Source organism: Rhodococcus sp. NPDC003382 (genome assembly GCF_053589135.1).
Window position 1 is genome coordinate 1 of the sequence record NZ_JBSFRH010000027.1, and the last position, 21,606, is coordinate 21,606.

Annotated in this window: 16 protein-coding genes and 2 pseudogenes; 7 read left to right on the forward strand and 11 right to left on the reverse strand. The window is 70.7% G+C overall.

The features are described 5' to 3' along the window. Positions 1 to 371: pseudogene (locus tag ACWDUD_RS18455) on the reverse strand (transposase); the annotation flags it as partial. Between the two features lie 262 nt (positions 372 to 633). Here ACWDUD_RS18455 and ACWDUD_RS18460 point away from each other — a divergent pair. Beyond that, positions 634 to 1,542: pseudogene (locus tag ACWDUD_RS18460) on the forward strand (TIGR03621 family F420-dependent LLM class oxidoreductase); the annotation flags it as partial. Positions 1,543 to 1,613: 71 nt separating this feature from the next. Continuing rightward, complete coding sequence (gene hrpA / locus ACWDUD_RS18465; RefSeq protein ID WP_450110219.1) at positions 1,614 to 5,507, forward strand: ATP-dependent RNA helicase HrpA; 3,894 nt, start codon at positions 1,614 to 1,616, stop codon at positions 5,505 to 5,507. Between the two features lie 49 nt (positions 5,508 to 5,556). Here hrpA and nrdR read toward each other — a convergent pair whose 3' ends face one another. Both nrdR and ACWDUD_RS18475 read right to left on the reverse strand, forming a co-directional pair. Next, positions 5,557 to 6,033: a transcriptional regulator NrdR gene (nrdR, locus tag ACWDUD_RS18470; RefSeq protein ID WP_197254661.1), complete on the reverse strand. Its 477-nt coding sequence runs from the start codon at positions 6,031 to 6,033 to the stop codon at positions 5,557 to 5,559. A 183-nt stretch (positions 6,034 to 6,216) separates the two neighbouring features. After that, positions 6,217 to 6,717 (reverse strand): LysM peptidoglycan-binding domain-containing protein, encoded by a 501-nt coding sequence (locus ACWDUD_RS18475; protein ID WP_450110220.1) that lies wholly within the window; start codon positions 6,715 to 6,717, stop codon positions 6,217 to 6,219. 272 nt (positions 6,718 to 6,989) lie between these two features. Between ACWDUD_RS18475 and lexA the strand changes: the two genes are divergently transcribed. After that, on the forward strand, positions 6,990 to 7,697 hold the full coding sequence (lexA, locus tag ACWDUD_RS18480; protein WP_197254663.1) for a transcriptional repressor LexA: 708 nt from the start codon (positions 6,990 to 6,992) through the stop codon (positions 7,695 to 7,697). Between the two features lie 72 nt (positions 7,698 to 7,769). On the opposite strand, the gene ACWDUD_RS18485 is transcribed toward lexA, so the two are convergent. The 3 genes from ACWDUD_RS18485 to ACWDUD_RS18495 form a co-directional block, all read right to left on the reverse strand. Further along, complete coding sequence (locus ACWDUD_RS18485; RefSeq protein WP_450110221.1) at positions 7,770 to 8,912, reverse strand: acyl-CoA dehydrogenase family protein; 1,143 nt, start codon at positions 8,910 to 8,912, stop codon at positions 7,770 to 7,772. A gap of 121 nt (positions 8,913 to 9,033) precedes the next feature. Further along, positions 9,034 to 10,326 (reverse strand): uracil-xanthine permease family protein, encoded by a 1,293-nt coding sequence (locus tag ACWDUD_RS18490; RefSeq protein WP_450110222.1) that lies wholly within the window; start codon positions 10,324 to 10,326, stop codon positions 9,034 to 9,036. Between the two features lie 41 nt (positions 10,327 to 10,367). Next, positions 10,368 to 12,059, reverse strand: coding sequence for a phosphoenolpyruvate--protein phosphotransferase (locus ACWDUD_RS18495; RefSeq protein ID WP_450110223.1), 1,692 nt, complete (start codon positions 12,057 to 12,059; stop codon positions 10,368 to 10,370). Between the two features lie 123 nt (positions 12,060 to 12,182). Between ACWDUD_RS18495 and ACWDUD_RS18500 the strand changes: the two genes are divergently transcribed. The 4 genes from ACWDUD_RS18500 to ACWDUD_RS18515 are packed head-to-tail and all read left to right on the forward strand — an operon-like array spanning position 12,183 to position 16,276. Beyond that, complete coding sequence (locus ACWDUD_RS18500) at positions 12,183 to 12,950, forward strand: DeoR/GlpR family DNA-binding transcription regulator (protein ID WP_248674748.1); 768 nt, start codon at positions 12,183 to 12,185, stop codon at positions 12,948 to 12,950. Then, positions 12,947 to 13,936, forward strand: coding sequence for a 1-phosphofructokinase family hexose kinase (locus tag ACWDUD_RS18505; RefSeq protein WP_450110224.1), 990 nt, complete (start codon positions 12,947 to 12,949; stop codon positions 13,934 to 13,936). Before ACWDUD_RS18500 ends, ACWDUD_RS18505 begins: the two co-directional genes overlap by 4 nt. Positions 13,937 to 13,945: 9 nt before the next feature. After that, entirely contained in the window at positions 13,946 to 15,979 is a 2,034-nt protein-coding gene (locus ACWDUD_RS18510) for a PTS fructose transporter subunit IIABC (protein ID WP_450110225.1), read from the forward strand. Positions 15,980 to 16,018: 39 nt separating this feature from the next. Then, on the forward strand, positions 16,019 to 16,276 hold the full coding sequence (locus ACWDUD_RS18515) for an HPr family phosphocarrier protein (protein ID WP_197254677.1): 258 nt from the start codon (positions 16,019 to 16,021) through the stop codon (positions 16,274 to 16,276). 7 nt (positions 16,277 to 16,283) lie between these two features. Here ACWDUD_RS18515 and ACWDUD_RS18520 read toward each other — a convergent pair whose 3' ends face one another. From ACWDUD_RS18520 to ACWDUD_RS18540, 5 genes are all read right to left on the reverse strand, one after another. After that, positions 16,284 to 17,363 carry a hypothetical protein gene (locus ACWDUD_RS18520; protein ID WP_450110226.1) on the reverse strand — a complete coding sequence of 360 codons (1,080 nt, stop codon included), beginning with the start codon at positions 17,361 to 17,363 and terminating at the stop codon, positions 16,284 to 16,286. Positions 17,364 to 17,404: 41 nt separating this feature from the next. Further along, positions 17,405 to 18,856, reverse strand: a complete 1,452-nt coding sequence (gene hflX, locus ACWDUD_RS18525) for a GTPase HflX (RefSeq protein WP_197254721.1) — start codon at positions 18,854 to 18,856, stop codon at positions 17,405 to 17,407. A gap of 112 nt (positions 18,857 to 18,968) precedes the next feature. Beyond that, positions 18,969 to 19,835, reverse strand: a complete 867-nt coding sequence (dapF, locus tag ACWDUD_RS18530) for a diaminopimelate epimerase (protein ID WP_197254679.1) — start codon at positions 19,833 to 19,835, stop codon at positions 18,969 to 18,971. Positions 19,836 to 19,840: 5 nt separating this feature from the next. Beyond that, positions 19,841 to 20,776: a tRNA (adenosine(37)-N6)-dimethylallyltransferase MiaA gene (gene miaA, locus ACWDUD_RS18535; protein WP_450110227.1), complete on the reverse strand. Its 936-nt coding sequence runs from the start codon at positions 20,774 to 20,776 to the stop codon at positions 19,841 to 19,843. Beyond that, entirely contained in the window at positions 20,764 to 21,477 is a 714-nt protein-coding gene (locus tag ACWDUD_RS18540; protein WP_450110228.1) for a hypothetical protein, read from the reverse strand. The genes miaA and ACWDUD_RS18540 overlap by 13 nt, the downstream gene beginning before the upstream one ends. Positions 21,478 to 21,606: the final 129 nt, after the last annotated feature.

The following is a 21,606-nucleotide window of genomic DNA, read 5'->3' on the forward strand; positions in this document are numbered from 1 at the left end:
GCATCCCGATACGCCAGGGTCCGCAGGGTCGCGGTGGCCTGGGCGGTGACCACCCGCGTCACCCGCGACGGCACGTACACCCCGCCGGGATAGATCGGGGTCCAGCCCAGACGCGCCGCCGCGACGTGCCCGTGCTGGGGCAGTGCCCGGCCGTCGCGGTCACGGCCGGCGGCCAGGGTGTCGAACGTGTCCGGGTGCCACAGTCGGGTGAGCAGTTCGGTTTCGGCGCCGGCGATCAGGTCGAGCAGCCACCGGACGCGAATATCGAGGTCGTCGAGTCCGATCGGCTCGCCGGTGGTGTCGTCGACCGCACGATGGGGGCGGGTGGTGAACGCGAACGGGCGTCGGTCGATCGGTGCGGTGTTGCTCATCCGTTCACCCCCCGCCCCGTGTCGTCGTCGATCGGTTCCCGCCGGGACCATCTCGTCGTGCTCGACCGCGGCGTCGACCGTATCGTCGGGCACCGACAGATTCGGTTCGGTCCGCGTCCCGACCGGGTCGGGGTGTGTGCCGGCGCGGTGACCGGCCCTTGCGATGCGTGCCGATCCCGCTCTTTCCGAGACACGCAGCAGGCAACAGGAAGAATCGGAGAGTATGACCGAGTATCGGATTTCTCGTCGACTGTTGTGAGCCTTCGCGCGGTCCTGCCGGGCCGTCGAAGAGGCCGGATACGACGCGCTCTTCGCTGCGGATCACCTCGGCGTGCCCGCACCGTTCCCGACGTTGGTGGCCGCCGCGCACGCCACCGAGCGGCTGCGGGTGGGGACCCTGGTGCTCAACGCCGCGTTCTGGAATCCGGCGCTGCTCGCCCGCGAGATTGCCACGACCGACGCGCTCACCGGTGGCCGGCTCGAGGTCGGCCTCGGCGCCGGGCACATGAGGTGGGAGTTCGAATCCGCCGGCATCGCGTGGGAACCCTTCGGTGCCCGCGCCGACCACCTCGAAGCGACCATTGCCGAACTACGGCGGCTGTTCGCGCATCCCGGCTACGAGCCCCAGGCCGCGATGCGCGACGCCTTCGGCATGCCGATCCTGCGACCGGTCCAGCGGCACGGATTCGGCGGTGAGGGTCCGCCGCTGATCGTCGGTGGCACCGGGGACCGGATCCTCGCGATCGCGGCGGCGCACGCGGACATCGTCGGTGTCGCCGGCGCGTACCAGGTGCGAGGCCGTCCCCCGGGCACCTTCCGGATCGGGTCGGCCACCGAAGCCGACGACCGCGTCCGGTTCGTGCGGGCCTGCGCCGGGCCGCGCGCCGACCACATCGAGTGGCACACCCTGCTCCAGCTGGTGCTCGAAACCGACGACCGGGAAGCGGCGGCGGCTTCCGTCGCGGACAGGCTCGGATTGCCGGTGGGCGACCTGCTCGACACCCCGTTCCTGCTGATCGGCACGGTCGAGGAGATGGCCGCGCAGATCCTGAACGCGCGCGACCGTTACGGCTTCACCCACTTCACGGTGCACGCCCCGTTCCGGGACGTCTTCGCGCGGGTGATCGCGCGGGTCCGGGAGACCGAGCGCCCACCCGCCCCGGCCGACTGACCGCTCGCCGTTCCCGAAGCGTGCCTGTGACGGGGCCCGACGATCGTGTTTCGCTAGGCTGTCTCTTCAGCATGTCCATCTCTCCCGCCCCGAACCGCCGCGACCTGAAGTCGGCCCTCGCCGAGGTGTCGCTCCGCGACGAACAACGACTCCGCCGCAAGCTCGATCGCGCTCGCGGCGCCGACGCGCTCACCGCGATCGCCGCCGAGATCGAACGGGCCCGCATCCGCCTCGCCGAGCGGGCCGCCGCCGTCCCCGCGATCACCTATCCCGAGACGCTGCCGGTGTCGCAGCGCAAGGACGACATCGCGGCCGCGATCCGCGACCGGCAGGTGGTCGTCGTGGCCGGCGAGACCGGTTCGGGCAAGACCACGCAGATCCCGAAGATCTGCCTCGAACTCGGTCGCGGTGTGCGCGGGCTGATCGGGCACACCCAGCCGCGGCGCATCGCCGCGCGGGCGGTCGCCGAACGTCTCGCCGAGGAACTCGACACCGAACTGGGCGAGACCGTCGGCTACACGGTGCGCTTCACCGACCAGGTGTCGGACTCGACACTGGTCAAGCTCATGACCGACGGCATTCTGCTCGCCGAGATCCAGCGCGACCCGCTGCTGCGCCGCTACGACACCCTGATCATCGACGAGGCCCACGAGCGCAGCCTCAACATCGACTTCATCCTCGGCTACCTGCAGCAGCTGCTGCCCCGACGGCCCGATCTGAAGGTGATCATCACCTCGGCGACGATCGATCCGGAACGGTTCGCACGACACTTCGCCGCCCCCGACGGGACCCCGGCACCGATCGTCGAGGTGTCGGGGCGGACGTTCCCGGTCGAGATCCGGTACCGGCCGCTCACGGTCGAGGTCGGCGATCAGCTGATCGACCGGGATCCCGTCGATGCGGTGTGCGAGGCGGTCGAGGAACTGCAGGCCGCCGGTGACGGCGACATCCTGGTGTTCCTCTCCGGTGAACGCGAGATCCGCGATACCGCCGACGCCCTGCGCGACCGCAAGCTGCGCAACACCGAGATCCTGCCGCTGTATGCGCGGTTGTCGGCGGCCGAGCAGCACAAGGTCTTCACCCCGCACACCGGCCGCCGGGTGGTGTTGTCCACCAACGTCGCCGAGACGTCGCTGACCGTCCCCGGTATCCGCTACGTCGTCGACCCCGGTACCGCGCGCATTTCGCGCTATTCGGTGCGGACCAAGGTGCAGCGGCTGCCGATCGAGGAGATCTCGCAGGCGTCGGCGCGGCAGCGGTCCGGTCGCTGTGGCCGCGTCGCCGACGGTATCTGCATCCGGCTGTACTCCGAGGAGGACTTCGAAGCCCGCCCGGAGTTCACCGAACCGGAGATCCTGCGCACCAACCTGGCGTCGGTGGTGCTGCAGATGACCGCGCTCGGTCTCGGCGACATCGCGTCGTTCCCGTTCGTCGAACCACCGGACCCGCGCGCGATCCGCGACGGCATCGCGCTGCTCGAAGAGCTCGGTGCCCTCGAGCCGGCCAAGCGCGACGAGCTGCCCAAGCTCACCGCGACCGGCCGCGAACTCGCGCGGCTGCCCGTCGACCCGCGGATGGCGCGGATGATCGTCGAGGGCCACCGCAACGGCTGTCTGCGCGAGGTGCTGATCATCGTGGCGGCGTTGTCGATCCAGGACGTGCGTGAACGTCCCGCCGAGTTCCAGCAGGCAGCCGACGAGAAGCACGCCCGCTTCGCGGTCGAGGGCTCCGATTTCCTGGCCTTCCTGCGCCTGTGGGACTATCTGAAGGAACAACGGAAAGCACTGTCGTCCAACCAGTTCCGGAAGATGTGCCGCAACGAGTTCCTGCACTGGCTGCGGATCCGCGAATGGCAGGACCTGCAGGGGCAGCTGCGTCAGATCACCCTGAACCTCGGCTGGGAGACCCGCCACCAGGACGTCTCCGAGGACTCGATCCACCAGTCGCTGCTCGCCGGTCTGCTCTCCCACGTCGGGCTGCGCGAGGGCGACAAGCGGGACTATCTCGGGGCGCGCGGTTCGCGTTTCGCGATCTTCCCCGGGTCGTCGCTGTTCAAGAAGCCACCGCGTTGGGTGATGGCCGCCGAACTCGTCGAAACGTCACGATTGTGGGCGCGCATGGCGGCGCGCATCGAGCCGGAATGGGTCGAGAAATTGGCCCCGCATCTGGTCAAACGCACGTATTCGGAGCCGCACTGGTCGATCAAACGCGAGGCGGCGATGGCCTACGAGCGCGTCACGCTCTACGGCATCCCTCTCGTGGCGCAACGCCCGGTGCAGTACGGCACGATCGATCGGGAGGTCTCGCGCGACCTGTTCATCCGGCACGCGCTGGTGCAGGGCGAATGGCGCACGCGGCACAAGTTCTTCCACGCCAACCGGGCGTTGCTCGAGGACGTCGAGGAACTCGAGCATCGTGCGCGGCGACGGGACATCCTCGTCGACGACGAAACGCTGTTCGCCTTCTACGACGAACGGGTCGGACCGAATGCCGTGTCGGCCAGGCATTTCGACACGTGGTGGAAGAAGGCGCGCCAGCAGGATCCCGAACTGCTGACGTTCACCCCGGAAACGGTCGTCAATCAGGACGCCGCCGCAGTGCTCGAGGGGGACTATCCCGACGCGTGGCGGCAGGGCGATGTGCAGTTCCCGCTCACCTACCAGTTCGAGCCGGGCACCGAACAGGACGGCGTGACCGCCCGCATCCCCGTGGCGTTGCTGGCCGGGATCCGCCCGGTCGGGTTCGACTGGCTCGTGCCGGGCATGCGTCACGAACTCGTGACGGCATTGATCAAGACCTTGCCGAAACAGCTTCGGCGCCAAGTTGTTCCGGCACCGGACTTCGCGGCGGCCGCGCTCGCGTCGGTCACCCCGCGCAGCGAGCCGCTCGTCAACGCGATGGCCCGCGAGTTGTCGCGGCTCGGGAACTGCCGCATCGAACCGAGCGATTTCGACGTCGCGGCCCTGCCCGAACATCTGCGGCTGACGTTCGCGGCGGTCGACGAGCGCGGGAAGGTCCTGGGGCACAGCAAGAGCCTGGCGGACCTGCGCAAGAAGCTGGCGGTGCGCGTCGACGCGGAGGTGGCGCGCGCTGCGTCGAGCACCGAACGCGCGCCGGCGCTGGTGTGGACGGCAGAGACGCTCGGCACGCTGCCGGAGACCGTGACGCGCACGGTCGGGAACCAGCAGGTGACCGGCTATCCGGCCCTGGTGAGCGAGGGGTCCGGTGTCGCGGTCCGAGTCCTGAGCACCCCGCAGGCACAACGCGCCGCGACCCGCACCGGCCTGCGGGCGCTGCTGCTGGCGGCGGTTCCGACGCAGGCGCGCGCCGCCACGTCGGGGCTGACCAACGCGGAACGTCTCGCGCTCGGCCGCAATCCGGACGGTTCGTTCGACGCGCTGCTCGAGGACTGCCGGGCCTGCGCCGTCGACGAACTGGTCGCGGCGCACGGCGCGCCGATCCGGACCCCCGAGGAATTCGAGGCGATGGTCAAGACGGTCCGGGCGCAGCTGCCCGGCCGGGTGTCGGCGCTGCTGAAGCTGGTGGTGCCGGCGCTGTCCCGGGCCCACGAGGTCGGGGTGCTGCTGGACCGGGTGCGCGGCGAGGCCGCCGACGATGTGCGGGAGCAACTGGCCTCGCTGCTGTTCGCGGGCTTCGTGACCGACCTCGGCAGTCGCCGTCTCGCGGACCTGCCGAGATATCTCGCTGCCGCAGCGCAGCGCCTCGAGGCACTGCCGGCGAGCGCCCACCGCGACGCCCAGGGCATGGACGTACTCGACCGGGTGTACGCCGAATACGATCGGCTGCTCGCCCGGCTGCCCGAGGAACGCCGGGCCGCCGCGGACGTGAACGAGGTGTACTGGTTGATCGAGGAGCTGCGGGTGAGCCTGTTCGCGCAGGGCCTGGGAACTCGGATCCCGGTGTCGGAGAAGCGAATCATGAAGGCCATCAGCGCGATTCGCTGAACGGTCGGGCGCCGGCGCCCAGCCGGGCGCCGCGCCGACACCCGCGGGGTCAGTCCTCGCCGGGGTCGGTGCTGCGCCGCGCCTGATGCTCGCGCAGTTCCTTGATCTCGCGTTCGAAGTCCTCCGCCGAGCTGAAGCCCCGGTACACGGACGCAAATCGCAGATAGGCGACCTCGTCGAGGTCCCGGAGCGGGCCGAGGATGGCCAGACCAACTTCGTGGCTGGGCACCTCGGGAGAACCCTTGGCCCGCACCGCGTCCTCGACCTGCTGCGCCAGCAGGTTGAGCGCGTCGTTGTCGACCGCGCGACCCTGGCACGCGCGGGCGACGCCGCGCACGACCTTCTCGCGGCTGAACGGCTCGGTCACGCCGCTGCGCTTGACGACGGACAGCACCGCGGTTTCGACGGTGGTGAATCGGCGGCCGCATTCGGGACATGCCCGGCGCCGGCGGATCGCGGCGCCCTCATCGGCCTCGCGCGAATCGACGACCCGGGAATCCGGGTGCCGGCAGTACGGGCAATACATGTCGGTTCCTTCGTCGCTGCCGTGCGGGCCGCGACGTCGGCGTCGAACCGTCTTCCCGAGGTCGTCCCCGCCCTGAGGTGGAGCTGCCCCGACGCGACCACACGGGGTGGTGTGGCTTACAGGAATCGACAATACCTGCCGGCCGGATTCGTCCCGGTCCGGTCCCCGGTCGAGCACGGCAGCTCACCCGCGGCCGACGACCGGAACGATGAGCTGCTGACCGGGACGCACCGTGGTGCCGGACAGCATGTTGAGCTCGGAGATCTGCTCCACTACCTGGACCGTGGCGGCGTCCGGGGCGATCCGGGCGGCGACGTCGGCGAGCGATTCGCCGATTCTGACGACCGCGACCTCGGTGCGCGGAACATGCGCCGCGACCTCGCTCGTCCGCAGGTACCCCACCGCGAGGATCGCGACGAGCGCGATCGCAGTGAGGAGCACCGTCACCACCGTCTGCCGCACGGCCCGGGGGAACGACAGCGCCGCCGGGCGTGTGCGGTCGGTGCACGTGACGGGAGCCGCTGCCGGACGGCGGTATTCGATGTGTCCCGCATTCGGGCGGGGAAACGGCGGCCGGACCGGGAAGCGATAGATCCGGGCGTCCCGCTCGTGGGCGGGGTCGACCCGTATCGGGCCGGTCGTGAACTCGTTCCACTCGGTTCGGCGAACTGCTGCTGCACCCATCGGATCCTCCGTGCTCGACCGGTCGCGGTACTCGATCGGCTGCGCGAACTGCGCATTTCTCGCTCGATCGCTCAAGTGTTCGATCTATGTCGATCCTTCGTTCGATCAAAGGTTCGAAGAACATCTGTTCGAATTTCTACCACGCCATGATCGACTTGTCAGCTTTTCGAGCCGGAAATCTCGAACAGGTGTTTGATAACGCGCGCGAATGCGGATAGATTCGATACATCACAACCAGCACATCCGACACTCGACGCACGGAGGTCACGACCATGACGGACGCCAACTCCGCGAGCGGCCCCGCCAGGACGGTCGTCGCCGATTCGACGGCCGGGCTCACCGAGCGCCAGCGGCGCGTTCTCGAAGTGATCCGCGATTCGGTGGCCGAGCGAGGGTACCCGCCGAGCATCCGGGAGATCGGCGACGCTGTCGGGCTCAACTCCACGTCGTCCGTGGCCCATCAGCTGCGCACCCTCGAACGCAAGGGCTTCCTGCGGCGCGACGCCAACCGGCCGCGCGCCGTCGATGTCCGCGGCCTCGAGGACAGCGCGGTCACCCCCGACGACAGCACCGAGACCACCGCTCCCGCAACGTCGGCGGTACCGTCCGCGGCGATGGTGCCGGTCGTGGGCAGGATCGCGGCCGGTGGCCCGATCCTCGCCGAGGAGGCCGTCGAGGACGTCTTCCCTCTCCCCCGCGAACTCGTCGGCCAGGGATCGCTGTTCCTGCTCAAGGTCGTCGGCGAATCGATGATCGACGCCGCGATCTGCGACGGCGACTGGGTGGTCGTGCGCCAGCAGAACGTCGCCGAGAACGGCGACATCGTCGCTGCGATGCTCGACGGGGAAGCCACCGTGAAGACCTTCAAGCGAGTGAAGAAGGACGTGTGGCTCATGCCGCACAATCCGATGTTCGAACCGATCCCCGGCAACGACGCCGTCATCCTCGGCAAGGTCGTCACCGTGATCCGGAAGATCTGAGATCTCCCACAACGACATCGGGGCGGTACCGCGATTGCGGTACCGCCCCGATGTGGTTTTCCGGAAGGTCGCTCAGACGTTCAGCGAACGGCCGATGACCTCCTTCATGATCTCGTTTGTGCCGCCGTAGATCTTCTGCACGCGAGCATCCAGGTACGCCTTCGCGACCGGGTACTCACGCATGTAGCCGTAGCCGCCGTGCAACTGGAGGCACCGGTCGATGAGCTCGACCTGCTTGTCGGTGGTCCAGTACTTCGCCATCGCCGCCTCCGGCACGGTGAGCGTGCCGGCGTTGAGCGACTCGATGCACTTGTCGACGAACACGCGCGCGATCTGCGTCTCGGTGGCGAGTTCGGCCAGCTCGAACCGGGTGTTCTGGAACTTGCCGATGGACTTGCCGAACGCCTTGCGGTCGCGGCAGTACTGCAGGGTGTCCTCGAGGACCTGCTCCATGGCGGCCGCGGCGACCACCGCGATCGACAGGCGCTCCTGCGGGAGGTTCTGCATCAGGTAGATGAAGCCGAGGCCCTCTTCACCGAGCAGATTCGCGCCGGGCACGCGCACGTTGTCGAAGCTCAGCTCCGCGGTGTCCTGCGCGTCGAGACCGATCTTGTCGAGATTGCGGCCGCGCTCGAAACCGGGCATGCCGCGCTCGACGACGAGGAGCGAGAAGCCCTGGGCGCCCTTCTCGGGGTCGGTGCAGGCAACGACGATCACCAGGTCGGCGTTGATGCCGTTGGTGATGAACGTCTTGGAGCCGTTGAGGATCCAGTCGTCGCCGTCGCGCACCGCACGGGTCTTGATGCCCTGCAGGTCGCTACCGGTGCCGGGTTCGGTCATCGCGATGGCGGTGATGACCTCGCCGGAACAGAAGCCGGGCAGCCACCGCTGCTTCTGCTCCTCGTTCGCGAGGTTCAGCAGGTAGGGAGCCACGACGTCGTTGTGCAGCATGAAGCCGACACCGCTGTAGCCGCCGCGGGTGGTCTCCTCGGTGAGCACGACGTTGTACCGGAAGTCGTCGACACCGCCTCCGCCGTACTCGTCGGGAACGGCCATGCCCAGAAAGCCCTGCGCCCCGGCCTTCTTCCAGACCTCACGGTCGACGATCTTGTCCTTCTCCCACTGCTCGTGGAAGGGTGCCACCTCCTGCTCGAGGAACTTCCGGTACGACTCGCGGAAGAGTTCGTGTTCGGGTTCGAAGAGGGTGCGTTCCATGTGCGCTCCTGTAGGTCACGGCGTACTTCGCCCTTACGGTAGGCAAGCACCACCTGTTGTGACGCTGACAGGAGCGAGCACGTTTTGTGACAGTTGTCGCCGGTGTGGAACGGCGGCAGGGTCACCCTCGGAGGTTCGCCAACTTCCGGAGGATCGGGTAGGCGACGAGGATGCCGATCGATCCCCATGCGATGCCGCCGAGTTCGACCGATCCGATCGACAGCGTCAGGTCGCCGATGCCCGCGACGAGGGCGGCCGCCACGACGGTGAGGTTCACCGGGTCGGTGAAGTCGACCTTGGCGTCCATCCAGATGCGGACGCCGAGGATGCCGATCAGGCCGTAGAGGACCAGCGTCGCACCGCCGAGCACGCCGTCCGGGACGGTGAAGACGAGTGCGCCGAACTTCGGGGAGAACGCCAGGACGACGGCGGTGGCCGCGGCAACCCAGTACGCGGCGGTCGAGTAGACGCGGGTGGCGGCCATGACCCCGATGTTCTCGGCGTAGGTCGTCGTGCCCGAGCCGCCCCCGAAGCCGGCGAGGGTCGTAGCCAGGCCGTCGGCGAACAGGGCATCGCCGGCGACGTCGTCGAGATTGCGTCCGGTCATCGCGGACACGGCCTTGACGTGGCCGACGTTCTCGGCGATCAGGACGATCACCACGGGCAGCGCGACCAGCACGACCGACAGCTGGAACGTGGGGCCGCGTAGTTCCGGAATCCCGAACCAGGCGGCGTCGCGCAGCGCCGTGAGCCGGTCGTCGGCCAGACCGCCGGTGACCGCGGCGAACACCCAGCCGATCACGACACCGACGAGGATGCCGAGCCGGCCGAGCAGGCCGGGACCGAGCACGGTGACCAGCAGGATCGAGACCAGGGTGATCGCCGCGATCAGCGGCTGCGCCTCGAACGAGCCGACGGCGGTGGGGGCCAGGTTCAGGCCGATGAGCGCGACGATCGCGCCGGTCACCACCGGCGGCATCACGGCGTCGATGACGCGGGCGCCGAGCGCCTTGACCACGAGTCCGACGACGGCGAGCAGCACGCCGACGGCGACGAGGCCGCCCAGTTGCGCGGCGGGTCCATCGGCCGCCGACGCGGTGAGCGGGGCGATGAAGGCGAAGGACGAACCGAGGTAGCTGGGCACCCGGCCCCGCGTGATCAGCAGGAACAGCGCGGTGCCGATCCCGGAGAACAGCAGCGTCGTGGTGACCGGGAAACCGGTGATCGTCGGCACCAGCAGGGTGGCTCCGAACATGGCGATGACGTGCTGCATACCGATGCCGACGGTGCGCGGCCACGACAACCGTTCGTCCGGAGCCACGACCCCGCCGTGGGTGATGCGGCGGCCGTCACCGTGCAGTGTCCAGCCGACGCCCGCACGTGCCCTCTTCGTGGTCTTCACCGGTTCGCTCACGAAACGGAATCGTAAGGCCAGGAAGGCGCGCCGCGCAGTGCTCAGCCCAGGATGCGGGTGACCGCCGCACGGGCGGACGCCGGATCCGCGGCGGCGACGGCCGCTTCGGCGGCCTCCCGGCACCGGTCGAGAGTGACCGTCGCGAGCCGGGCGCCGACCGCGCCGACCGCGGCCGCCGCGCACGACAGCGAGGTGACGCCGAGCCCGGCCAGTACGCAGCCGAGCAGCGGATCGGCGGCGGCCTCCCCGCACACTCCGACCGGTTTTCCGGCCGTCCGGCCGGCCTCCGCGGTCCGGGCGACGAGCGCGAGCACGGCCGGCTGCCACGGGTCGGTCAGCGCCGCGAGCTGCGGGGACATGCGGTCGGCGGCCATCGTGTACTGGCCGAGATCGTTGGTGCCGACGGACAGGAAGTCGACGTGCTCGAGCAGCCGGTCGGCGAGCAGTGCCGCGGCGGGCACCTCGATCATGACGCCCGGCACCATCTCCCGGGCCCGCACCAGCGCGGCGAACCGGGCGGCCTCGGCGACGGTCGCGATCATCGGGGCCATGACCCACGGCGACTGGCCGGTCCGCGCGGCCGCCTCGGCCACCGCGTCGAGTTGCCGCTCGACGATGCCGGGTGCGGTCGCCTCGATCCGGATGCCCCGCACACCGAGCGCCGGGTTGTGTTCGTCGGGATGGGTCACGAACCGCAGCGGCTTGTCGGACCCGGCGTCGAGGGTGCGCACGACGACCTTGCGCCCGGCATAGGCGGTGAGCACCTCCGCGTAGATGTCGGCCTGCTCGGCCACCGACGGTTCGACGTCCCGGTCCAGGAAGCACAGCTCGGTGCGGAACAGGCCGACTCCCTCGGCGGGGGTCTGCCGGGCTGCACGCGCGCCGGCACCGTCCTGCACGTTCGCGAGGATCGCGACCGGGTGGCCGTCGGCGGTGGCACCGGGGCCGGTCCAGGAGGCCACGCGGGCACGTTCCTGCCGGTCCACCTCGACCGCCGCACGTGCGACCTCCGGGTCCGCATCCATGCGGATCTCGCCGGTGGAACCGTCGAGCAGGACGGCCGCGCCCGCCGGGATCGCGTCGAGTCCCGCCGCGGCGACCACGCACGGAATGCCCAACTGGCGCGCGATGATCGCGGTGTGGCTCGTGGGTCCGCCCAGGGTGGTGGCCAGTCCGATGATGCGGGTGGGGTCCAGGCCGGCGGTATCGGCGGGGGCGAGGTCCTCGGCGAGCAGCACCGACGGCTCGTCGGGCAGTTGGATCCCGGGTTCCGGATGCCCGCTCAGTTCCGCGACGACGCGGTCGCGGATGTCGCGCAGGTCGGTGACCCGCTCGGCCATGAGCCCACCCAACTGCGCGAACATCGTCGCGAACTGCTCGGTGGTGTCGATCGCGGCGGCCACGGCGTCCGATCCGTTGCGGATCCGGCCGGTAGCGGCGCCGATCCAGCCGCGGTCCGCGGCGAGGCCGGCGTTGGCCAGCAGCACCTCGGCGGCGGCGCCGGAGGCGTGGGCGGCGCGGGCCCGCAACCTGTCGGCGACGACGCTCGCGGCGGCCGTGAACCGTTCCGCTTCGGCTGCCCGGGCGGTGTCGGGAACGCTCGCGTGCGCGGTGGGTAGTTCGGGGCGCGGCGCGGGGCGGATCGCCGGACCGTAGGCCACACCGGGCACGACGGGGGTTCCGTGGACTTCACGCACCGGCGAACCGTCTGCCACCGGCATCACGTTCTTCATGCTTCCTCCTCGCCACTGGCGGAGATCGATGTGATCGAGATTACTCCGGAGCATTGACATGTCAACACATACGGGCGTAAAACAACATAAAGCAACATTTTCCGCAGGCGACGAGGAGACCCGGTGTACGCAGAGGAACGGCAGCAGGCGATCGGCGAGCTGATCGAGCGGCGCGGTCGCATGTCCGTCGCCGAACTCGCCGGTCGCTACGGCGTCACGACCGAAACCGTCCGCCGCGATCTGGCCATGCTCGAACGCCTCGGCCACGTGCGGCGCGTCCACGGCGGCGCCATCCCGGCCGCATCCCTCACCGTCACCGAACCCGGCCTGGCCGAACGCGACCAGACCCGCGCCGGATTCAAGGACCGCATCGCCGCGGCCGCCACCCGGTTCCTGCCGGAATCCGGCGGGAGCGTCGTCATCGACGCGGGAACCACGACCGGTCGCCTGGTCGCGGCCCTGCCCACCGATGTCGACCTCACCGTCGTGACGAACTCGGTGCCCATCGCGGCACGGCTCGCCGGGCTCGGCTCCGTCCGGCTGCATCTGCTCGGCGGTCGCGTCCGCGGCGTCACGCAGGCCACCGTCGGCGAGGACGCGTTGCGCTACCTCGGCATGCTGCACGTCGACGTCGCCTTCATCGGCACCAACGCACTGTCCGCCGATCACGGCCTGTCGACGCCCGACGCGGACGAGGCCGCGGTGAAGCGCCGGATGGTCGAGGCCGCGGACCGCGTCGTCGTGGTCGCCGACTCCTCCAAGATCGGCCGGCGGCACCTGCTGAGTTTCGCTCCCCTCGCTGCCGTCGACGTCCTCGTCACCGACAGCGAGATCGACGAGACCGACCGAATCCAGCTCATGGAACAGGGAATCGAGGTGGTGACGGCGTGATCGTCACACTGACCGCCAATCCGAGCCTGGACCGCACGATCGCGCTGTCCGGCCCGCTCGTCCGAGGCGCCGTGCACCGCACCGCCGAGGTGCTCGTCGACCCCGGAGGCAAGGGCATCAACGTCGCACGGGTCCTGCACGCCGCCGGCCACCCGGTTCTCGCGATCCTGCCGGGCAACCCGGGAGACCCACTCCTCGCCGCCCTCGAAACACACGGAATCGACTGCCTGGCAATAGAAACCGCATCGCTCGCACGAACCAACACCACCGTCGCCGAACCCGACGGCACCACTACGAAACTCAACGAACCCGGCAGTGCATACGGCCCCCGGACACGCGCGGAACTCCGGGCCGCCGTGGTCGCCCGGGCCGCCGGGGCGGACTGGACGGTGCTCTCCGGATCGCTGCCCCCGAGCGTTCCGGACGACTGGTACGCCGACCTGGTGTGTGCACTGCGCGCCACCGGAACCCGGATCGCGGTGGACACGTCCGAGGCGCCGCTGCTGGCACTCTCGGCACGGTTCCCGGAGGCCGCACCGGACCTCGTGAAACCGAACTCCGACGAACTCGCCCAGCTCACCGGTGCCGATTCCGCGGCGCTCGAAGCCGCCGCGGCCGCCGGCGACACCGCTCCGGTGGTCGCGGCCGGGCGCAGCCTCGTCGCCCGCGGGGTCGGGGCGGTGCTGGCCACGCTGGGCGCCGCCGGTGCGGTGCTGGTCACCGCCGAGGGTGCGTGGCGGGCCGTGGCACCGGCTGTCACCGCCCGCAGCACGGTCGGCGCCGGCGATTCGTCGCTCGCCGGCTACCTCGTCGCCGAACGCAACGGTCTCGGCCCGGCCGACCGGCTCCGGCACGCCGTGGCGTACGGATGCGCCGCCGTCGCCCTGCCGGGCACCGCACTGCCCGGCCCGGACTCGGTCGATCCGGCCGCGGTGACCGTCACCGACCTCGATCCCCGCTCCGCGGTACTCCCCCACCACTCGTAAGGACCTGTCATGCCAGATACCGCACCCGCGATCATCGCCGCGGATCTCATCACGCTCGACGCCGACCTCGGCACCGACAAGGCCGCGGTGATCACCGCACTGGCCCAGCGGCTCACCGGAGCGGGCCGCGCCTCCGACGCCGACGCACTCGCGGCCGCCGCCCTGGCCCGGGAGGACAAGTCGGCGACCGGTCTTCCCGGAGGCCTGGCTATCCCGCACTGCCGGTCCGAGGCGGTCACCGCGGCGTCGCTCGGATTCGCGCGGCTGGCCCCGAAGGTCGACTTCGGTGCCCCCGACGGCCCCGCCGATCTCGTGTTCCTGATCGCCGCACCCGAAGGGGCCGGCGCCGAACACATGAAACTGCTGTCGTCGCTGGCCCGCGCGCTGGTCCGCCCCGAGTTCGTCGCGTCGCTGCGCGGCGCCGCCACCGAGGCGGACGTCATCGCCCTCGTCGAGGGCGTGTTGCCGCCACCACCCCAGCCGGCGCCGGAACCTGTGTCGGAACCCCGGCCGGAACCCGAAGCGGAGGCGGTGTCCTCCGACGCGGCCCCCACCGAACGCACGATCGTCGCGATCACCGCGTGCCCCACCGGCATCGCCCACACCTACATGGCCGCCGACGCCCTCACCGCAGCCGGGCAGCGCGCGGGCGTCACCGTCCGCGTCGAGACCCAGGGCTCGGCCGGCAGCACTCCCCTGCCGGCCGCGGCGATCGCCGCCGCGGACGCGGTCATCTTCGCGACCGACGTCGGCGTCAAGGGCCGCGAGCGCTTCGCCGGTAAGCCCGTGGTCGCGTCCGGCGTCAAGCGTGCGATCAACGAGCCCGACGCGATGATCGCCGAAGCGGTCCGTGCCGCAGCCGACCCGTCCACCGCGACCGTCGAGGCCGGTTCCGCTCCCGCGGATGCGGAGGAGACCCGGGGCGGCGAACTCGGCTGGGGCACCCGCATCCGGCAGATCCTGCTCACCGGCGTGAGCTACATGATCCCGTTCGTCGCGGCGGGTGGTCTGCTCATCGCGCTGGGATTCCTGCTCGGCGGGTACGACATCTCCGATTCGGCCGCCGATATCGTAGTGAACAACACCCTGTGGGACCTGCCGGCCGGCGGAGTCGCCACCTATCTCGGCGCGGTGCTGTTCCAGCTGGGGTCGCTGGCGTTCTCGTTCCTGGTGCCCGCCCTCGCCGGGTACATCGCCTTCGCGATCGCCGACCGCCCCGGCCTGGCACCCGGATTCACCGCCGGCGCGGTCGCGGTCTTCGTCGGCGCCGGGTTCATCGGCGGTCTCGTCGGCGGCATCATCGCCGGTTTCGCGGCCCTGTGGGTGGGACGGATCCCGCTACCGGTGTGGGCGCGCGGGCTCAAGCCCGTCGTGATCATCCCGCTGCTCGCCACGCTCATCGTCGGGGCGCTGATGTTCCTGGTGCTGGGCCGGCCGCTGGCCGCGATCACGACCGGGCTCACCGACTGGCTCAACGGCCTGTCCGGCGGCTCCGCCGTGATCCTCGGTGTGATCCTCGGCCTGATGATGTGCTTCGACCTCGGCGGCCCGGTCAACAAGGCCGCGTACGCGTTCGCGGTCGCTGGCCTGTCCGTCGACAACCACGCATCGCTGCAGATCATGGCCGCGGTGATGGCCGCCGGGATGGTGCCGCCGCTGGCGATGGCGCTGTCCTCGACGCTGCGGCCGAAGCTCTACAGCCCCGCGGAACGCGAGAACGGCAAGGCCGCGTGGCTGCTCGGTGCGTCGTTCATCTCCGAGGGGGCGATCCCGTTCGCCGCGGCCGATCCGTTCCGCGTGATCCCGTCGATGATGGTCGGCGGCGCCGTGACCGGCGCGATCGTGATGGCGACCGACGTCACGCTCACCGCCCCGCACGGCGGCGTGTTCGTGATCTTCGCGATGGACCGGGTCCTGTGGTTCTTCATCGCCCTTGCCGCCGGCACGGCCGTCGGCGCCCTGTGCGTCACGCTCGCCAAGGAAGTCAAACGCCCCGCCCACCTGACCACCACGGCCCCGGCACCGCAGCCGGTCGCCGCCTGACCCATCGAACCCCCGATTCGACCGATCGAAGGAGATCCCATGTCCAGCACCACCGTCACCGTCGGCTCGTCCATCGGCCTGCATGCCCGTCCCGCCGGGATCATCGCGGAGGCCGTCGTCGCGGCCGGTGTTCCCGTCACCCTCGCGGTGGACGGCGGCGAACCCGTCGACGCGGGCTCCGCGCTGATGATCATGACACTCGGCGCCACCCAGGGAACGGCCGTCACCGTCAGCTGCGACGACGACGCCGTACTGGCGAAGATCGCGGAACTCGTGGTCGCCGACCTCGACGCCTGACCGGATGTCAGCGGCGCGACGCCGGCCGGCCACGAGCCGGTCGGCGTCGCCGGCGCCACCACCAGCCCGCCGCGGCAGCCAGGACCACCGCCACGCCGGCTGCCGCCGCACCTTCCGCGACCGCGACACCGCTCGTGTCGGACACCGTGGTTTCCGGGGGTGCGAACAGGCCGGTCACCCCGCGCCACACCCGGATCTGCGGCAGCGGACCGCCGTTCGACTCGGACGCCGTGAGCAGATCACCGTCCGGGGTGAACGCGACCGCTTCCCCCTGCGGCTCACCGGCGACCGGGATGCGCAGTTGCGGGCCCGCGGCGAGTGCCGCCGCCAGGTCGCCGTCCGGGGCATGGAAGAGATACACGTCGGTGTAGGTGCGCACGGCCGCGACCGTGCCGTCGGCGCTGACCGCCCCACCGGTGATCAGGGTCGACGATCCCCCGGCGAGCGGTCCCCCCGGGGTGTCGGTGGGTCCGAGCCGGAGCACTCCGACCTGCTCGAGCGGATGCGGTCCGGGCGACGCGAGATCCGTGAGGGTCTTCCCGTCCGCCGGCCGGTAGACGGTGCTCGCACCGAACAAGGCCTTCGACACGAACAAGGGCACGCCGTCGCGACCGATGAGCAGGGTCTCACCGTCGCGGGCGCCGCTCGGGTAGGTCATCCGGTACAGGTCACCGGCACCGGTGGCGGGGTCGAGGGAGATCAGCGCGACGGTCTCCCGGCGTGCGGTGTTGTCGCCGGTGTCGGACAGCCAGAGCCGCCGATCCGGTCCGGCCGCAAGGTCTTCCACGTCGTAGGGGTCGACCGGTGCAGGGATGCGGCGCACGACCGAGCAGTCGTCACCGAGTTCGACGACCGACTCGTCCGCCCCCGCATCGGGTACTGCGAACAGGCGGCCGTCGAGCATCGCGAGTCCGGACAGTTCCGCGAGTCCGGCGTCCGACGGGGTGCACAACACCCCCTCCTGCACGTCCGCGATCGGCACGTCCTGCGCCTGGGCGCTCGCCGGTGCCGGTGCGGCGAGCGCCGCGAGCACGATCGTCCCCGTGAGCGCCGCGAGCAGAACCGTCCCTACGAGCGCAGCGAACACGTTCGGCACAGTGCCCGGCGCGGCCCCCACCCCCGTCCGCACTAGGCGGCGTACTCGACCAAGGCCGAGGCCAGCGCCTTCGGTACGCGGGCGTGGACGCGCGTGCCGTCCTCGCCGTGCGCGGATTCGAGGATCTGCCCGTCCGTGTGGATGCGGGCCAGCAGGTCTCCGCGCGTGTACGGCAGCATCACCTGGACCTCGACGTCCGGATCCTCGAGCAGTCCGGCGACCCGGTCGCGCAGCTCGTCGAGACCTTCGCCGGTGCGTGCCGACACGAAGATCGCGTCCGGAAGCAGCCCGCGCAGCTGCATCAGCATCACCGGATCGGCGGCGTCGATCTTGTTGACGACGATCAGTTCCGGCGGCGCGGGCGCATCGGATTCGCGCAGCACCTCGGTGACGACCTCGCGGACCGCCTTGATCTGCTCGGTAGGCATCGGGTCGGATCCGTCGACGACGTGCATCAGCAGATCCGCGTCCGCGACTTCCTCGAGGGTGGAACGGAACGCCTCGACGAGCTGGGTCGGCAGGTGCCGCACGAATCCGACGGTGTCGGTCAGCACGAACTCGCGCCCGTCCGGCAGCGCTGCGCGCCGGGTGGTCGGATCGAGGGTCGCGAACAAGGCGTTCTGCACCAGAACCCCGGAGCCGGTCAGCGCATTGAGCAGGCTCGACTTGCCGGCGTTGGTGTATCCGACGATCGCCACCGACGGAATGCGGTTGCGCAGCCGGCGGGTCCGCTTGGTGTCGCGGGCCGCCTTCATCGCCTTGATCTCGCGGCGCAGCTTCGCCATGCGTTCGCGGATGCGACGGCGATCGGTTTCGATCTTCGTCTCACCGGGGCCGCGCAGACCGACGCCGCCGTTGCTGCCGGCACGGCCACCGGCCTGCCGGGACATCGATTCACCCCAGCCGCGCAGTCGCGGCAGCATGTACTCCATCTGGGCGAGCGAGACCTGCGCCTTGCCTTCCCGGGAGGTGGCGTGCTGGGCGAAGATGTCGAGGATCAGGGCGGTCCGGTCGATGACCTTGACCTTGACGACCTTCTCCAGTGCGGTGAGCTGGGCCGGGGTGAGTTCACCGTCGCAGATGACGGTGTCGGCGCCGGTCGCGAGGACGACCTGCCGCAGCTCGTCGGCCTTGCCGGAGCCGATGTAGGTCGCGGCGTCGGGCTTGTCGCGACGCTGGATGAGGCCCTCGAGAACCTCGGAACCCGCGGTTTCCGCGAGTGCGGCGAGCTCGGCGAGACTCGCCTCGGCCTGGGCGGCGGTTCCGCCGGTCCACACGCCGACGAGCACCACTCGCTCCAGGCGGAGCTGGCGGTACTCGACTTCGGTGATGTCTTCGAGTTCGGTGGACAGACCGGCGACGCGGCGCAGTGCACTGCGATCCTCGAGCTGCATCTCGCCGACCGACGGGTCGTCGGTGGTCCATCCGTCGTATTCGGTGCGGTCCTCGGTCACGGACTCCCCGTTGCGCGGTGTCTTCGTCATACGCTGTGTGTTCGTCATACAAGATCCATGGTCCCACGCCACCGGAGTCCGTGCATTCGAGTTTTTCCCGGCATCGCGGACACGCCGGGATCCGGGGCGGACCCGCCGGATCTCAGGACAGGGCCGCCCACCAGGAATCGGCGATGGTTCCGGTCGCGACCAGCACGGACGGGCCGCGCAGGGACGCGCGCGAGTCCTCGATCCGCACCTCCACAGTGCCGCCGGGGATCCGCACCTGGACGCGGCCGGAGTCGGCGCCGTCGAAGCGCAGCGCGGCCATCGCCGCGGCGACGGTCCCGGTGCCGCACGACCGGGTCTCCCCCACGCCCCGCTCGTGGACGCGCATCTCGACCGCGCCCGAGGTGATGGGGGTGAGGAACTCGATGTTGACGCCGTGCGGGAAGAAGCCCGGATCGTAACCGGGCGCGGACAGGTCGAGCGCGGCCAGGCCGGTGCCCGCCAACTGCGGGTCGACGCATGCCAGGTGCGGATTGCCGACGTCGATGCCCAGACCCTTGTACACGCGGCCCTCGACGGTCGCGGCGGACTCTCCCAGCTCGCGGACGACACCCATGTCGACGGTGACCTCGCCGTCGACCGGGCCGGCCGCATGCACCTGCACGGGCTTGCCCCCGGCCCTGCTGCCGACCACGAAGTCGGTGCGGCTCTCCAGACCCTGGGCGCACAGGTAGTGCGCGAAGACCCGGACGCCGTTGCCGCACATCTCGGCGATCGAACCGTCGCCGTTGCGGTAGTCCATGAACCAGTCGTCGGCGCCGGTACCGTCGGGCAGTTCCGCGAGCACGCCGCGCTCGACGAGCGCCCCGGCCCGAGCGACCCGCAGAATGCCGTCGGCGCCGAGACCGCGGCGACGGTCGCACAGGGCGGCGACCCGCTCCGGCGCGAGGTCCAGCCGGGCGTCCGGGTCGGGAAGAATCACGAAATCGTTCTCGGTGCCGTGCCCTTTGCTGAACTCCATGCCGGTCAGCTTATCGAGCCGCTCGTCGCGCCCACGACGCGCAGGGCCGCGGCCGTCAGGTCCGGGTCGGCGCCGTCGAGCCAGTGGACCCGTGGATCGCGGCGGAACCAGGATCGCTGCCGGCGGACGTACCGGCGAGTGCCGATGAAAGTGCGCTCGCGGGCATGCTCGAGGTCGCAGTCGCCGTCGAGGTACTCGAGCACCTGGGCGTAGCCGATGGCATGTTTCGCGGTCACCCCGTCGCGCAGCCCGTGGTCGAGCAGTCCGCGTATCTCGTCGACGAGTCCGCGCTCGAACATCAGGTCGGTGCGCCGCGCGATGCGCTCGTCGAGTTCGGTGGTCTCGCGGTCCACCCCGAGGATCACCGTGCCCCAGCGGGGCTCCCCCCGCTGCGGTTGCGATGCCGCGAACGGCCGGCCGGTCAGCTCGACCACCTCGAGCGCCCGCACCATGCGGCGCCCGTCGGTCGGCAGGATCGTCGCGGCCGCGACCGGGTCGGCCTGCTGCAGCGCGGCGTGCACGGCGGCGAGACCGCCCTCGGCGAGCACCGCCTCCCACTTCGCGCGGACCTGCGGGTCCGTCGCCGGGAACGCCCAGTCGTCGAGCAGGGCCTGCACGTACATCATCGAGCCGCCCACGATGATGGGGACCGCTCCGCGCGCACGGATCGCCTCGATGTCCGCGGTGGCGGCCTCCTGGTAGCGGGCGACGGTGGCGGTGTCGACCACGTCGAGCACGTCGAGCTGGTGGTGCGGAATGCTCCGGCGTTCGGCGACGGTCAGCTTCGCGGTACCGATGTCCATGCCCCGGTACTGCTGCATGGCATCGATGTTGACGATCTCGCCGCCGAGCGCGCACGCCAGGTCCAGGCCCAGGTCGGATTTGCCGGTGGCGGTCGGGCCGACGACGGCGACGGGAACGGTCGCGCTCACGGTCGCCACGTCCCGACGTGATAGCCGACCCCGTACGGCGCGCCGCGGTAGACGACCTTCACCGCACTCGGTGCCGTGGTGAACGCACCGGCGAGAACCTGCCAGGCGGCGCGTCCGTCGAGGACGATCCCGGCGCACAGGTCCGGGTCGAGCGCGGCCAGCGCCGACGGATCCCCGGCGGCGAGTGCGGCAGCGAGGTCGGTTTCGACGGCCTCGGCACGCGCATCGAACGCACCCGGTGCCTTGGCGGTCAGGGTCGCGGCCCCGTCGGCGATCACCAGCAGCCCACGGCGTTTGTCACCCTCGTCCAGCTCGGCCCGCAGCCGCTGCCCGAGCCCGCTGCACTCGTCCCGGCCCGCGTCGACGGGCACGACGTGGACCTCCGCGCGCACACCGGGGGCCGCCCGGCCGCGCAGCCATCCGGCGATCAGCGCGGGCAACGCCAGCTCCGGATCGGCCTCACCCGTCGCGTCGGGGCCGAGGCCCACACGGACGTCGGCGCCGTAGCCGCGGAACGTGCCGGACGCCGTCGCCGCGATCCGTTCGACGGCCCGGCCGGTCCCGACGACGACCCAGTCGGTGCAGTCGCCGATCTCGGAGACAGCGGCGAGCGCGGCGCTGCGCAGCTCGTCGGTCTCGCTCGCGGCAAGGCCGTTCAGCTCGGGCACGAGGAGGGGCGGGGACGGCACGAATACCGCAGCGGTCAGCACACGAGCCACGGTAGTCGACCGGACCGGGCGCCCCGCGAGGGCGCGACCTGTTTCAATAGTGGGCGGACGTCGTCGCGGGTGACCCCGCGGCGGACCTACGGATGAGCCATGCGACCAGGCAGCCGTGCC